Here is a 13,991-nt window from a genome sequence, read left to right on the forward strand (position 1 = left end):
GACATTCCTTTGGAATGCCCTTTCTAACAGATATTTTCTTTAGTAGCAATATCTCTCACAACATCTTCTAATGTAACATTTCTTAAAACCTTCTCCATTGCCAATTGTGCTGCTGTGAATAATGGTTCAATTGTATTTTGGATGTTCCTACCTACGGGACAATCAGGATGTGGACTTTCATGTATGCTAAACAACTCTTTCTCCTGTACAACATTCACTGCCTTATATACGTCGAACAGAGTGATACAAGATAATTCCTTTGCGAGTTTAGCACCTGCAATTCCTGGGTGTACCTCTATCAAACCAGCTTTTTTTAGCATTCCCATTAGTTTTCTTATAACGGCTGGGTTCGTGTTAACACTCGTAGCTAAAAATTCAGAAGATGTTACTCCTTCATTATTTAATTTAATTAGAGCCAATATATGAATTCCTACTGCAAATCGACTGCTGATGGACATGTTCAGTCACCACCCCTTTTAACTAATCCTTATATTATTTTATTTCTTCATCATGTAATTGTTTTGATTACAAGTTTATTATACCAAAATACGAACAAAATAATATATATTATTTTGCCTGTTGACAAATCGACCACATGTAACTAAAATGAATACATGTAATTGATATTGTTACAGATAAAATTTAACTGGAGGGAATATTAATGAAAATTTTAGTAACTGGAGCAACAGGAAAATTAGGTTCCAAGGTTGTAGAATCATTGTTGAAATCTGTACCTGTAAGTAATTTGGTGGTGAGTGTCCGAAATCCAGAGAAAGCAGAAGGACTTCGTAATCGTGGAGTGGAAGTTCGTCAAGGTGATTTTGACCGTCCAGAAACATTAGATAATGCTTTTAAAGGGATTGACCGATTATTAATTATTTCTGCCGATGGTGACAATGAAACAAGAATCCAACAACATGCTAATGCTGTCCAAGCAGCTGAACGTGCAGGGGTAAAATTTATTGCTTATACAAGTTTAGCCAATGCAACAGAAAGCAAAAATTTAATGTCTCCACCTCATGTTGCGACAGAAGCAGCCATCATTAAAACGGGTATCCCATATTCTTTCTTACGTAACAATTGGTATTTGGAAAACGAAATTGGAAGCATTCAAGGTGCTATTGCAGGAGCTCCATGGGTAACTTCTGCTGGAGAAGGTAAAGTAGGTTGGGCACTGCAACAAGATTACGCAGATGCTGCTGCAGCAGTTCTTGTTGAAAACGGTCACGAAAATACAGTTTATGAACTTTCTGGTCCACTTTTAACTCAAGAAGAATTGGCATCTGCTCTTGGTAATGTATTGGGTAAAGAAATACCTGTACAACAAGTAAGTGACGAAAAATATGCAGAGATCATGAAAGGTTTAGGTTTGCCTGATTTTGTGATTCCGATTGTAGTAGGAATTCAAGAAAGCATTCGCAACGGTTCACTAGAAGTTGAAAGCAATGATTTTGAGAAAGTTCTTGGTCGTCCAGTTACTCCAATTAACGAAGCACTCAACCAACTTGTTAATGTAATTTCATAAACAAAATAAAATTTACTTAACAGAACCGACATCAAGTCGGTTTTTTTGCAGATCTATAATCCTAAAAAGGAGATTATACGGTTGGACCTATTGTTCCAAAAGGAACGACATTAACATATCAGCAAAGGGATGAATTAGCATCCTGTTATATTTCTTGTCTGGAATTAGCAGCTGAAATTGAAGATATAAAAACCGTTGTTTTCTGTGCAATATTAACAGGGGTGTTCGGTTTCACTAAAACAGAAACTGCTCAGATTGCAGTTACTACAGTAAACCAATGGTTATCGGAACATCCAATTCATTTTTGAAAGAATTTTTTTATGTGTTCGGGAATGAGGATTACAGTGTATATTTAAATGTTTTTGCTCGATGATTTTCAGGCAAACTTTTTGCGACTTCTCAAACTAGAGAAGTTTTTATTTTGACAGGGTATTGTTTAAAATGAAAGTTTGTGAAGATATGTACTTAAAGTAACGGGTAGCTTGAGTTCAAGATTGATCGCTGCGGCGGTCTTTTTTGTTAGTTGTGTTAACGAAGCAGTATAGTCGAAGAATGTGTTTTCATTTAAGTATTGTAGATGATTTAATAAAAGTATGCTTAACCATATTCAGTAACTTTAAATATAAAAAAATTCAAATCCATAGGGGGAAAGATGGTAAAGGTAAAAAGCTCTATTTTCACTGTTTGTACTATTAATGCTTGTTAGTTGCTCTAAAGTTGATAATATAAGAGACCCTATTTCAATCAAGTCTGTAGATTTGGAATATTGTGCAACAAGTCTTCAAGGTACTGAAATTGATTCTTTGATCATTAATGCAAACGATACTGTAAAAGGAGACAAGGTTTATCTCCAAACCGAAGATGATTATCACTGGTTTTTCGAAATGCTCCTCGAAAACAAAACAGAGCTCTTTGAAGAAAAGAAACCAAATACCTACCTCGTGAAAATCCGATTTTCGGAAGAGAATTGGAGTATTGACTATGACCCAGGTAAGTATAATGGAAAAAAAGTTTCATTTTATATCAGTAATAAATTAAGAAATGATTTTATTAATATGTACAAAATAAAACATCCAGTTAGTACCATTCTAAAGAATCCTATTGTTCACCCTAATGGGAATTTGGAGGGATATGTGACTGTCAGCAGTGGTAACCGTACATTGGTCTTAGAAGAGATTGCTCTCTCATTATATATGTCAGATTTGTCAGATGAAAATTCACCGTGGAAATCTTGGATAATATCAAAAAAGGTCGTTATCCCACCAAATACTGAAAAGAGATTTCCATTTAAAATTAAACTTCCAACAGAAACACCAACTTCTGAAAGCCAAGAAGCGATATTTTTAAATACGGAGATAAAGCCAATAGAACTTTATATTGATGACTATGATGAAATAAAAATTTTTAAATAACTGTAGAAAGTTATTGTTCTAGGGAGGCAACCTTATTTTATTTACGAATTGCATTATTTTAGGATTCCAGCTGCTAATTCTTAGGCACCTTTTCTTGTTAAACTAACGAAGCAGGTTAGTGAAAGAAGGAGAATGTGGTTCCCCTTTTCTTCAAGAATGAATGTACCATTGTTTTGTATCGTAAAAAATAAGGAAAGAGCATATCAAAGATTAACGGTTTGTTGCTTTCTATAAGGAAGTAGCTAATTCAAGGCTTTTCTGAAGTTGGGTTCACATTTTTGAAAAATAGAAACAAGCCCTAATAAATCAGCTGTTTTCTTTTTGCAGGAAGGAGTAGGTTTGTAAAGAAGCTTTTTGTAGATTTTTTAGAGAGTGGCTTTTGCATGAATATTTTTATACATTTGGAACATGTGGAGTGTATAGTAATTGAAGTCATTACTATAATTCTTGCGGTGGTGGCTTCCAGCCCCGCCTTAACCGTATTAGATAAAAACCACTATTCAAATTATCTTATGGTAATACTTTACATTTTCACAAATAAGAGATAATATACATACATATATATGTATGTATTTATGGAGGGTAGCATCTTGCCAAGAAATAAATATCCAGAAATAACGGAAAAAAGAATCTTGGATACAGCAACAAAGTTGTTTGTGGAAAAGGGATGGGAAGAAACTACCATTCAGGATATTGTTGATGATTTAGGAGATTTAACCAGAGGTGCATTTTACCATCACTTTAAATCTAAAGAGGATATAATAGATGCTGTTCTCAATCGATTGGCAAATGAAAACGACCCTTTCAAAAAGTCTAAAAATATCTCTGGATTAAACGGACTAGAAAGGTTGAGAATGGCTTTTTTATTGTCATTTGAAAATATTGGACAATTAGAAGCCATTAAAACGATACCAACGATCCTAAACAGCCCCAAATTGATTGCCAAACAATTACAGGATTGTGTCAATTCAGGGGCTCCCGATATACTCGCCTTTATCGATGAAGGGGTAATGGATGGGTCTATTTCTGTTCAATATCCTAAGCAGACATCCGAAACATTTATGCTGCTGACCAATATTTGGTTAAGTCCTATTATCTTTTCAGTGGACACGGAAGAATATCTATTAAAAGTAAAACATTTACAAGAATTATTTAATAGTATCGGACTTCCAGTGATTGATGATCAGATAATTGATATCCTTGAAAAATTTCATAAATCTATTTTAAATATCTAAGTGGACTGCCATTGGGCAGTTTACTTTTACATAAATACATACATTTATATGTATGTAAATGCTTTAGGAGGAATTTGATATGGATTATGAATCTGCAGTAAAAATATCTGGACTAGTAAAGACCTTTAATCAAAAAGAAGTCATAAGAAATTGTAACATGACCGTTTCAAAAGGAAGAGTTTATGGACTATTGGGCGTAAATGGAGCCGGAAAAACAACAATTTTCAAACTGCTATTAGGATTACTTCATCCCACTGCCGGACACATAGAAATTTTCAGCGAGGATATTCGAATTAGTAAAAACAAAATTCTAAGGGATGTAGGAAGTATGATAGAAACTCCCATATTTTACGAACATTTATCCGCTATTGAAAATTTAGAAATTCATCTTTCCTATATGGGTATTCAAAATACAGATATTCAAAAAACGTTAGGAATAGTTGGGTTACAAAATATAGGTAATCAACCTGTTTCTCAATTTTCTCTAGGTATGCGTCAGCGTTTAGGGATTGCAAGAGCAATCATCCATCATCCAAAACTCTTAATTTTGGATGAACCGATTAACGGGTTAGATCCAGTGGGAATACGGGAAATGAGGGAGCTTTTTCAAGAACTTGTAAAAAAGCATGATATGACTATACTTGTTTCCAGCCATATATTAAGTGAAATCGAACAAATCTCAGATGTTATAGGAATTATCGTAGATGGAAGCATTGTTGAAGAAATAGAGTTAGCCTCTATCGAAAAGGATTTTGCAGACGGCTTAGAAGAATATTTTTTTAGTATTGTGAATGGAGGAATGAAACATAGTGGTTAACCTATTGAAACTTGAATTGAAAAAGACCAATATTCGTACATACATTATTTCAGCCTCTATCATTGGAATCTGTATGTTAGGAATAATATATCTATTCGCCTATGCTCCAAAGATTGAACCAAAAGACCCGGACATGAAAATGTTTGCAGGATATGAAAATATCATTCCATTATTTAATACAATATGTATGTTTGCCTTCAGCTTATTATCATCTGTAATGTTTTCAAAAATAGTAATTGAAGAATATGCAGGGAAACGCACCACTCTGCTATTCTCATACCCTGTCAGCAGAAGAAAGGTTTTTCTGGCAAAGATTGCTGTGGTTTCACTGTTTGTGGTAACTGCAATGATCACCTCATGCATAAGTATATTTACTATTTTTGGTATTAGTGAATCTATTTCCCCAGTGGTAGACGGAAACATCACTTTTGAAATTATTAATAGGGCTGCCAAAACCACATTTTATATGTCTATTTCTGCTGTTAGTGTTGGTATTATTTCTATGGCTATCGGCTTTATAAAAAAGTCTATACCGACCACTATTATATCTTCAGTCTTGCTTTGCTCTCTATTAAGTAACATCGTGGCAGGTTCTATATCTGCGGATAGTGCAATCATTATTTTCACAATAATTCTTGTATTGATAAGTGTTCTTGTCATCAACATAATGACAAGAAAGATTAACTGCATGGAGGTATGAGAAATATGGAACAAAAAATTGAAAATGTAATAGATCATACTCTTGAAAACCTCGCACCGGTATTTTATCTGTCTAGTATAATAATGGGTATTCTTTTGGTCTTATTAGGAATTTCATTATATTTCCTTAAATCATCCAAAAAGAAGTCAAGAACTGTCTGCTTGAGTTGTATAGGAATAGGTATATTCTCCATCCTCAGTGGTATTATACAAATGTAATACTAACAGCTGCCACGAACTAGAAGGAAAATAAAAGCGTTATAAAAAGATAATTTCATTAATAGATGTGATTATCGGATGGAGGACCAAATAGAATAAAACAAGTTATATGTTTTATCTAGTAGGTTTATATTTATATGGTAAATTGGGGACAAATTAGGAAAAAAGGAAGGGTACGATTTGTCTTATCATATGTCCCGTCATATCGATACCATTAGTTATTGATTATTACATAATTAAATTTCTTCTCAATTCATTTCGATGGGCTTTTATCTTCAGAGAACTTTTGGTTACATGGATAATTTGTATAATAATGGGGCTTGTATTAAGTTTATTCGGTCGAAATAGGTTGGAGAATAATTGGCAAAAAAACAAGTCATTTTTCGAATAACATGGAGGCGGTGATCCAGAAGGATTGTCGCTTTTTATATGGGAATTTAAGTAATACGCTTAATGTGACTAAAGAAGCAGGTTAGTGCAAAAAGGTATCTTTGTACGAAGCCGAGAATACCTATACATATAAATCACTGGTGCTTGAGTAATAATATTTCAATGTAAAATAAAAGGGACGGAGGGAACTTTTATCGGAACTTTAGAATGGATACAAAAATGGTACTTACAACAATGTGACGGGGACTGGGAACATCAATTTGGTATTAGTGTTCAAAATCTCGATAACCCAGGATGGATGTTAACAATTGACCTTGAAGGAACAAACTTAGAAGATAAACATATGGACAAAATAGAGATTATTCGAAATGAGCAGGATTGGCTTGATTGTTGGATTGAATTTGATAAGTATAAATATAAGTTTCATGGAGCAGGAGGACCTAATAATTTAGAAGAAATTCTTACTATTTTTAAAAATTGGGCAGAGTTATAATTATAATAAATCGAATTATATATGTGAAAAAATACACTTAAAGTAACGGGTAGCTTGAGTTGAAGATGGAGTTGCAGGCGGCAGCTCTTTTTTTCGTTGATCAACTAACGAAGCAGGATAGTGGAAGTAACGTCTAACACTTGTCCATAAGCCAACTAAAATGGAACAAGCCGAGAGCTTTAATTCCCTCAAACAAATATATTATAACAACAAAAAAACCGTCCATACGGGGAATTTGTACCAAACAAAAAAGTTTTAAAAAAGAGGTAAGCACAATCTGTGATCACCTTTTTTTAACTAATGTGGAAATAGAAGATACGAAATACTTATCCTTATGCTAAAGTCGGCATTCTTAACAGAGAATTTAATCTATGTTTGAAGTTATCCATTAAAAATGCTGCTTTAATCAATAAAGAAATTAAAACGGAAAATAAGCGAATAAGTTTTTTCAAAGCTATCCCCCACATTGAGATTTAGTGTTAAAAATAACACCACCATAATTCTGTGCATGAAAATTATATTTATTGATTGTTTGTAATGATTTGAGTACGGTCCTCCATTTGTGGAGGCTCTTCAAACCACCCTTTTTTTATCATAATGTTAATTCCTTCTTCACCGTAGAAAAAGACATCCTTGGCAATTAATGTTGATTGCATTATTAAATCTCTTCTTAAGCTGAAAAATGTCCCAAAACTCATTCCTACAATGGCGAATCCGTTGAGGAAGGTGGTACAGTGCATCATCAGTTTGTCAGAAAACGGCGAGACTGTGGATGTAGTGACTGTACTTCCAGAAGTAGCAGAGAAATGAACATTTGCCTTTATAAGCATTTCCTCAAAGGTTTGAATTTGTTTCTTCGCAAGTTCCATCCCTTTTACACAATATTGTTTTACTTCTCTGTCCAGGGCACATTGGGCAAAACCAGTCATCAACTGCAATCCAACATTATTAGATTCAATTCCGTGGTGCAAGATGCCCAATTCAATATCGTTGAAGGACCGTTTTTGGCTAAATGGGTTTAATCCCTCTAAATATTCTTTGCTTTTTATAAACTCCGTTGTTTTTGGCATCGTTACTTTTGGAGGAAGGGTAAGAATCCCTTTTCTTAGCAAATAAAGAGTAGCTAGTTTATAAATTTTGAGAGTAACCACATTCAGCCCTTCAAATATTGTCATGACATCGACATGGTAAGCCATATTCATACTGATGGTGTATAAGCCCATGCTCATTTCTTTAAAAACGCGAAGGAGCATAATGTCAAACCCATTGTCGTATAATTTTGGAGCGTCTAAGTTAACATCTTGTTTTGTAAATCCAATCGGAACGGCAATTCCTTGCTGTTCGAAAAGATTTTTCATCAACTCTGTATAAAAACTGACTTCTTGCCAGCATATCCCTAAAAGGTTTCTTGCTTCCTTGTCATCTGCTTTTTCCAAGAAGTATTCCGTAATTCTTAGAATCATTGTTTTTTCCATGTATGTAAGCCAAAGCATTCCAATCTCCGATGCACTTAAAGGACTTTTATCATCTAACATGTGTATCCTCCGCTGTCTTTTTTTTATTTTTTACAATATATTGAAATCGATTCATAAATTTCAATTAAAGGTCAGTTGCTTCCTTGTTTCATTACACGATTGTCTTTTACAAAATATTGATGGTATTGCTCGGTGATGAAAGCATACGCAAGGTAAAGTAGTAATGCTAATGTACCGTTATTACCTTATTATGGGGATTCTTCAGATAAGATTTACTTCCACCAAAGAGTTTGTGAAGGTTTACACTTAAACTAAAGGGTAGCTTTAACTCAATAACGAGTTATTTAATAAGTCGAGAATATGTGAGTTTTTATTCATTACTTGTTTACTTTCGGCTTATTTGCTAGAAAGTGACATAAATTCACATAATGGATTGTAATCTTGCAAACACATTCAAAAAATGGTATTCTAAGGAAGAATTATTTTTGTTCGGTGTAAAGGATAGTATTAGTTGAACTATTCATCTAAATGATCACTGGGAGCAAGGATAGTAATATATGTGTGCAAAAGCACACAGCAGGAGGAAACACACTTGGAACAAGGTAAAGTAAAATGGTTTAACGCAGAAAAAGGTTTTGGATTTATCGAACGCGAAGCTGGAGACGATGTATTCGTTCACTTCTCAGCAATCCAAAGCGAAGGTTTCAAATCTTTAGACGAAGGTCAAGCAGTTACTTTTGAAGTAGAGCAAGGTCAACGTGGACCCCAAGCTACTAACGTTCGTAAAGCTTAATAATAAATAATAATGTTGGATATAGACAGGCTCTATTTTAGAGTCTGTTTTTTATTTACCTTAAAAACAAGGAACCCCACTCACGAATGAGTGGGGAACATGTAAACAGTAAATCAAATGGTAAATAAAGTGTATCACATAAACACGAAATCTCCTAATTATCATAGGTCATATAGATTTCTGAACTGATTTAGTTAAGAGTGACTTAAATGGTCATTCATTTTTTGTATGCAACACTAAAGATCATTATTTATTACTTTTCAGCTACTGCATCTTTAAGAGCTTTACCAGCCTTAAAAGCGGGAACTTTTCCAGCTGCTATCTGAATTTCTTCCCCAGTTTGTGGATTTCGACCTGTACGTGCAGCACGTTCATGAACCTCAAAATTACCGAAGCCAATCAATTGAACTTTATCACCATTTTTTAATGCTTCCAAAATAGTATCAAAAACTGCATCTACTGCTTTAGCTGCTTCTTTCTGTGAAAGTTCTGCGGTTTTGCTACTTGATTAATGAAATCTGTTTTATTCATTTTATAATCACTCCTTTAAAGACTTTACAATCCACAGGAGACGTACCTTAGTTGTAACATAGCGTACATTAGTTCGCAACTCTAACCTTATTTTTCTTGAGCAACCAAAGAAGCAGTTTAGTTCAATCCATTTTGGAGTGTATAAACCCTATATTTAAGTATGATTTAAATGATTAGTTAATCTGAAGTGAATTAAGATTGTGAAGAATTATACTTAAAGTAACGGGTTCGATAGTTAAAGAGGGCGACCATTATATAGATGGTCAGTTTTTATTTCTATCCATATCCGTATAAAGGGAAATTCCATAAATGACAATAAACCACCAATGATAGTTTTTAGCTTTCACTTACAATTATCATGAGGTGGTTTATGTGTTTATTTCACCAATGTTATTACAAAGAGTAGACCAGCCGTTTGATGATAATGCGTATATAACAGAGTTAAAGTTGGGTGGCATTCGGATCATACTTTCAAAGATTAATAATTAAGTACGGCTTTATACTCGTCATAATAATGAGGTTACTGCCAATTTCCCGGAACTATTAACTATAGATTTACCAGACGGAACCGTGTTGGATGGTGAAAATATTGTTTCAGGGGTTGACGGTAAACCGGATTTTGAAGCAATGATGAGCCGGTTCCAATCAAACAGGAACCTATTAGTAAGTGGAACATTAAGTTACGTTGTGTTTGACGTAATCAAATATAAAGGGAAGTGTGTTACCATGCCAAGGCTTAGAGGGTACAGTCCTAAAGCGTAAGGATTCCCGATATGAGGTCTGTAAACGCAGTCAGGCATAGCTCATGGTGATTATTACCAATAAGATGATGTGATGATTACCGGACTTAGAAAAAGTGAATTTGGGCTTCTGTTGAGCTTTCTAGACGGTAAACCAGCTGAAGCAATGGAATTTATGCCAACGGCAGAAAAGATGAAAACTATATTGGTTGCAATGAACTTAAACTAATAGCAGTGTACTGAAAGCATACTATTAAAGAAATTTTGTAATAATATGCTTTACTACATGATTATTCAAAAACGAGTAGGAAACAGATGAACCTATTCTTTGAAGTAATCTGCTTATTTCTTTATATTACAAATCATACAAAATTATTTAGGGGGTACATTTACTTGAAAAAGCGGAAAATGGGTATAGCAATATCGCTTCTACTTGCAGCTGGAACACTCTTAGGTGCTTGCGGAAAAGCCAATGACAACAAAGGGAATGAAGCAACTAAAGGTGGAGAAAAAGGAAAAGCTTTCTCTGTAGGGATGGTTACCGATATAGGAGGTGTTGATGACAAATCATTTAACCAATCTTCCTGGGAAGGTCTTCAAAAATTCGGTAAAGAAAACGGACTGAAAAAAGGAAAGGGCGGATATGATTATCTTCAATCTACTTCTGATGCTGATTATGTGACAAATTTAAATACACTATCTCGTCAAGGTTACGATTTAGTATTTGGTATTGGTTTTTTAATGCAAGGTGCAGTTGATGAGGTTGCCAAACAACAAAAGGATACTAAATTTGCCATCATTGATTCTGAAGTAAAAGAACCAAATGTTGCAAGTGTTCTTTTCAAAGAGCAAGAAGCAGGATTTCTTGCTGGGGTTGCAGCAGCACTTACCACGAAGTCTGATCATATTGGTTTTATCGGAGGTATGGAAAATGCTGTAATTGAACGTTTCCAAGCTGGTTACTTAGCTGGAGTAAAAGCTACAAAACCCTCAGTAAAAGTCGATGTTCAATATGCTGGTGCTTTTGACAAATCTGAGGCTGGTCAATCTATCGCTTCAAAAATGTACTCTACTGGTGCAGATGTAATTTTCCACGCAGCTGGAGGTACAGGCAATGGATTATTCAAAGAAGCAACTGATCGTAAAGCAAAAGAACCTAGCAAAGGAATTTGGGCAATAGGTGTTGACCGTGATCAAAGCGATATGGGTCCGGATGTAGTTCTTACTTCTGCTCTTAAGCGTGTTGATGTGGCCGTACAAGATACTGCGAAAAAAGCACAAAATGGTGATTTTCCTGGTGGACAGAATATTCTTTACGGATTAGCTGAGGATGGTGTAGGTTTATCTCCTATAAATGCTAAGGCAGCCAACAAAGATGCTATAGATAAAGCTGTTAGTGATTGGACAGATAAAATTAAGTCTGGATCTTTAAAAGTTCCTGGAACTCTTGATGAATTAAAAACATTTAGCCCTAAATAGTAATGGCTGTAAAATTGTGAGTGTAATACACAAGCTTATTCATTCATGGTAAAATCTAATTGAGTCCGATTGATTTAGATAATTATGTAATTTTTAAAAGGGGACCTTTTTGTAGTAGCCCCCTTTTTTGTTCACTAAAACGGTACGATGCTTCAATATTTCATAGGAAGAATAGTGGAACAAAATAGAAAAAACACCCGTGAACAGCTACTCTTCAAAAATAAATTAATATTTCTATGTTGAAAAATCCATATTAAAAACATACCAAATACCCCTAAGAGTTTGGTATACGTGTCCCTCCTTATATAGATGGTAAGGAGGGATTTTTCATTTTAATAAAATTTAATTTAAAACTTAAAAAAGCCTGGAATCTTACTAAGTCTTCGATTTATAAGAGTGTATGTTCTTGTATAATATATTGGGGTGATTTCATGTCTTATTAAATTATGCTGACAAGAAAAATTACTGATATGAAGGGACAGTTGCAAACCCAGGTTCAAGTAATGGATTCAAAAGCTGGACGGATCATTTATTTCACTTTAGATGAGCCTTGAAAAGGAAGAGTTGCCGGAAGAACTAAAGTTATACATTCGGGGTATATTGCCGGATATTGAGAAAGGCAGATGGCATTATACAGGTAACTTTCATAAATGACAGTAACATGGATATTGTGAAGGATTTCACTTAAACTACCATAAAAATAAACCTCTGTGAGTTAGAAAAAATGGCAATACTTGAATAGACGCAGCTCAATCACTTTTTAAAAAGGGAGAGCGCCTGATCGAGATGTTTGTGGTTATAGGGAATGGATTAGGATGCTTCAGATATTGTTACTTTATAACCTAAGTTTTCTAATCTTCGAACGGAATGGCGGACAATGGAAGCTTGCCTTTGTCTATCAAAATAATCTTCTCCTAAATCTACATACATTTCTTTTCGAGTGAGAAGGTAATATGCGATTCGTAACATCGCATGTGCAACAACGATAGCTGCTTTTTTCCTTCCTTTCCGACCAGCTGTACGTCTATACAATGCGCCTAGATAGTTCTTTGACCCTCGAACTGATTGAGCTGATTCTGTAAGTGCAGATCTTAGATACTTATTACCCTTTTTCGATCTACTAGATTTCCTTTTACCAGCGCTCTCATTGTGTCTGGGGACTAAGGCTGCCCATGAACATAAATGCGCCGCAGTAGGGAACTGATTTTTAATATCTGTACCAATCTCGGCGAGGATTTGCTCGGCCATTCTTGTGGCAATACCAGGTATGGAATCGAGGCGCTCAATATCTTCTTGATAAGAACTAACTCTTTGGCTAATATCCTGATCTAGCATATCGATTTGATCTGTTAGAAAATCAATGTGCGTTAAAATTGTCTTTAACATTAACCGTTGATGTGGGTTAACATATCCTTGAAGAGCTAATTCAAGTTCTTCTTTTTTCCGTTTCATTGTACCTCGAGCGAAGTTTGCTAGTTTTTCAGGGTCATCCTCACCACTTGCCAATGCTTTAAGCATTTCCTTTGATGATACACCCATAATATCAGTTCAAGTGGATTGCTGCTGCGGTCTTTTTTTTGTTTTGCTAACGATTTGTTCAATTAGTATCTAAGACTTTTTCATATAAAAAGTCCAAAAGGAAGTAGCCTTTTGAACTTTTGGTTCGAATTCCTATATTGCTTATTACGATGTATTATCGCTGGAAGGGTAAAAAATCTATTTAGGGACTATGGACAGCAAATACAGAAATCTTTTTGAATATCAATCGTACCGCTGATTATTCCTATTGGATCAAGTGAACCATTTACTCTGACTTCCCATCTTATAGATACACTTTCTGCATCCTCGATTTGAGCGACAACCTGTCCTATTGTAACAGGCTCAGGTCCAATAGAGAATGGGAAAATAGGGATATCTATATTGATCTCTCTATGACCATGACGTGGTTGTACAACCAGCTGTAAGACACGTTCAGAGCCAATTGGCCCTGGGGTTATTCCCGAAATCCTAACATTAATTAATGCCTTATAGTGATTATCAGTATGATCCTCAAAATAGGTAACAGGATTAGGTGAATCTGAAGACGCACTTTGTTGGGCAAAAACGATCACTGCATTATGACTTCGTACCTCACAATTATTTTCTTTTTTTCCCAAAATACTTACCCCCTTTTTTATATTAAG

14 protein-coding genes and 1 pseudogene are annotated in these 13,991 nt (G+C 34.7%); 10 read left to right on the forward strand and 5 right to left on the reverse strand.

Annotated elements, in window-relative coordinates; translation table 11 throughout:
- Positions 1 to 23: 23 nt before the first annotated feature.
- On the reverse strand, positions 24 to 458 hold the full coding sequence (locus PH210_RS06580) for an Rrf2 family transcriptional regulator (protein ID WP_289984068.1): 435 nt from the start codon (positions 456 to 458) through the stop codon (positions 24 to 26).
- 203 nt (positions 459 to 661) lie between these two features.
- Between PH210_RS06580 and PH210_RS06585 the strand changes: the two genes are divergently transcribed.
- The 7 genes from PH210_RS06585 (at position 662) to PH210_RS06610 (ending at position 6,790) form a co-directional block, all read left to right on the forward strand.
- Positions 662 to 1,525, forward strand: coding sequence for an SDR family oxidoreductase (locus tag PH210_RS06585; RefSeq protein WP_289984069.1), 864 nt, complete (start codon positions 662 to 664; stop codon positions 1,523 to 1,525).
- A gap of 89 nt (positions 1,526 to 1,614) precedes the next feature.
- Positions 1,615 to 1,833 carry a macro domain-containing protein gene (locus tag PH210_RS29730; protein ID WP_354669966.1) on the forward strand — a complete coding sequence of 73 codons (219 nt, stop codon included), beginning with the start codon at positions 1,615 to 1,617 and terminating at the stop codon, positions 1,831 to 1,833.
- Between the two features lie 387 nt (positions 1,834 to 2,220).
- On the forward strand, positions 2,221 to 2,937 hold the full coding sequence (locus tag PH210_RS06590) for a sporulation protein (RefSeq protein WP_289984070.1): 717 nt from the start codon (positions 2,221 to 2,223) through the stop codon (positions 2,935 to 2,937).
- 590 nt (positions 2,938 to 3,527) lie between these two features.
- Positions 3,528 to 4,172 carry a TetR/AcrR family transcriptional regulator gene (locus PH210_RS06595; RefSeq protein ID WP_289984071.1) on the forward strand — a complete coding sequence of 215 codons (645 nt, stop codon included), beginning with the start codon at positions 3,528 to 3,530 and terminating at the stop codon, positions 4,170 to 4,172.
- Between the two features lie 79 nt (positions 4,173 to 4,251).
- Entirely contained in the window at positions 4,252 to 4,989 is a 738-nt protein-coding gene (locus PH210_RS06600; RefSeq protein WP_289984072.1) for an ABC transporter ATP-binding protein, read from the forward strand.
- Positions 4,982 to 5,689, forward strand: coding sequence for an ABC transporter permease (locus PH210_RS06605; protein ID WP_289984075.1), 708 nt, complete (start codon positions 4,982 to 4,984; stop codon positions 5,687 to 5,689). The genes PH210_RS06600 and PH210_RS06605 overlap by 8 nt, the downstream gene beginning before the upstream one ends.
- An 819-nt stretch (positions 5,690 to 6,508) precedes the next feature.
- Positions 6,509 to 6,790, forward strand: a complete 282-nt coding sequence (locus PH210_RS06610; protein ID WP_289984429.1) for an immunity 53 family protein — start codon at positions 6,509 to 6,511, stop codon at positions 6,788 to 6,790.
- Between the two features lie 521 nt (positions 6,791 to 7,311).
- Here the strand turns inward: PH210_RS06610 and PH210_RS06615 are convergent.
- A complete protein-coding gene (locus tag PH210_RS06615; RefSeq protein WP_289984077.1) occupies positions 7,312 to 8,325 on the reverse strand; it encodes a DUF3231 family protein in 1,014 nt (337 codons plus the stop codon).
- Positions 8,326 to 8,857: 532 nt separating this feature from the next.
- Here PH210_RS06615 and PH210_RS06620 point away from each other — a divergent pair.
- Positions 8,858 to 9,058, forward strand: a complete 201-nt coding sequence (locus PH210_RS06620; protein ID WP_007083691.1) for a cold-shock protein — start codon at positions 8,858 to 8,860, stop codon at positions 9,056 to 9,058.
- 253 nt (positions 9,059 to 9,311) lie between these two features.
- Here the strand turns inward: PH210_RS06620 and hbs are convergent.
- Positions 9,312 to 9,589 (reverse strand): annotated as a pseudogene (hbs, locus tag PH210_RS06625) (non-specific DNA-binding protein Hbs).
- Between the two features lie 573 nt (positions 9,590 to 10,162).
- Here hbs and PH210_RS06630 point away from each other — a divergent pair.
- The gene (locus tag PH210_RS06630) at positions 10,163 to 10,351 is read left to right on the forward strand and encodes a hypothetical protein (RefSeq protein ID WP_289984091.1); all 189 of its coding nucleotides are present in this window, start codon (positions 10,163 to 10,165) and stop codon (positions 10,349 to 10,351) included.
- A gap of 371 nt (positions 10,352 to 10,722) precedes the next feature.
- Positions 10,723 to 11,808: a BMP family lipoprotein gene (locus PH210_RS06635; protein ID WP_289984092.1), complete on the forward strand. Its 1,086-nt coding sequence runs from the start codon at positions 10,723 to 10,725 to the stop codon at positions 11,806 to 11,808.
- Positions 11,809 to 12,618: 810 nt separating this feature from the next.
- Here the strand turns inward: PH210_RS06635 and PH210_RS06640 are convergent.
- Both PH210_RS06640 and PH210_RS06645 read right to left on the reverse strand, forming a co-directional pair.
- Positions 12,619 to 13,326, reverse strand: coding sequence for a transposase (locus tag PH210_RS06640; protein WP_289984094.1), 708 nt, complete (start codon positions 13,324 to 13,326; stop codon positions 12,619 to 12,621).
- A gap of 209 nt (positions 13,327 to 13,535) precedes the next feature.
- A complete protein-coding gene (locus tag PH210_RS06645; RefSeq protein WP_289984095.1) occupies positions 13,536 to 13,964 on the reverse strand; it encodes a hypothetical protein in 429 nt (142 codons plus the stop codon).
- Positions 13,965 to 13,991: the final 27 nt, after the last annotated feature.

Origin of the sequence: Paenibacillus sp. BSR1-1, from assembly GCF_030403775.1 — a bacterium.
Lineage (GTDB): Bacteria > Bacillota > Bacilli > Bacillales > Cytobacillaceae > Neobacillus.

Coding starts and splice junctions, on each gene's coding strand:
- PH210_RS06640 (WP_289984094.1), bottom strand. CDS start 13,326: ATGCTTAAAGCATTGGCAAGTGGTGAGGATGACCCTGAAAAACTAGCA.
- PH210_RS06615 (WP_289984077.1), bottom strand. CDS start 8,325: ATGTTAGATGATAAAAGTCCTTTAAGTGCATCGGAGATTGGAATGCTT.
- PH210_RS06600 (WP_289984072.1), top strand. CDS start 4,252: ATGGATTATGAATCTGCAGTAAAAATATCTGGACTAGTAAAGACCTTT.
- PH210_RS06580 (WP_289984068.1), bottom strand. CDS start 458: ATGTCCATCAGCAGTCGATTTGCAGTAGGAATTCATATATTGGCTCTA.
- PH210_RS06590 (WP_289984070.1), top strand. CDS start 2,221: ATGCTTGTTAGTTGCTCTAAAGTTGATAATATAAGAGACCCTATTTCA.
- PH210_RS06585 (WP_289984069.1), top strand. CDS start 662: ATGAAAATTTTAGTAACTGGAGCAACAGGAAAATTAGGTTCCAAGGTT.